The 312-nt window shown below is 65.4% G+C and carries 1 protein-coding gene; it reads right to left on the reverse strand.

Going from position 1 to position 312, the window contains the following annotated elements; all coding sequences use genetic code 11:
* A partial coding sequence (locus DIE15_RS36750) for a phage baseplate assembly protein V (RefSeq protein WP_221624193.1) occupies window positions 1–312 on the reverse strand: 312 nt, incomplete at both ends.

Here is a 312-nt window from a genome sequence, read left to right on the forward strand (position 1 = left end):
TGCAGTGCCGTGGAGTTCCTTGCCGCGCAGCACCGACAGCGCCTGATTGTGCGGCAGGTCCAACGCAGGCTGGCGGAGCGCGTTGACCGCACTGCCGATAACCACCGGCAAATCCGGGTCGCCATGGTAGTGCGACACCGCGACTTCATGACCGATGCGCGGGATGAACGTCGCGCCCATATCCACGCCTTGCCACGGCGATAGCACGCGCAGCCAGATACCCGAATGCTCGTCGTGCCGGCCCTGCCGGTCCCATGCGAATTGCACCTTGACCCGGCCGTATTGGTCCGTCCAGATTTCCTGTCCGGCCGG

The sequence above is a fragment of the Burkholderia sp. Bp9031 genome (assembly GCF_003857965.1).
GTDB lineage: Bacteria > Pseudomonadota > Gammaproteobacteria > Burkholderiales > Burkholderiaceae > Burkholderia > Burkholderia ambifaria_A.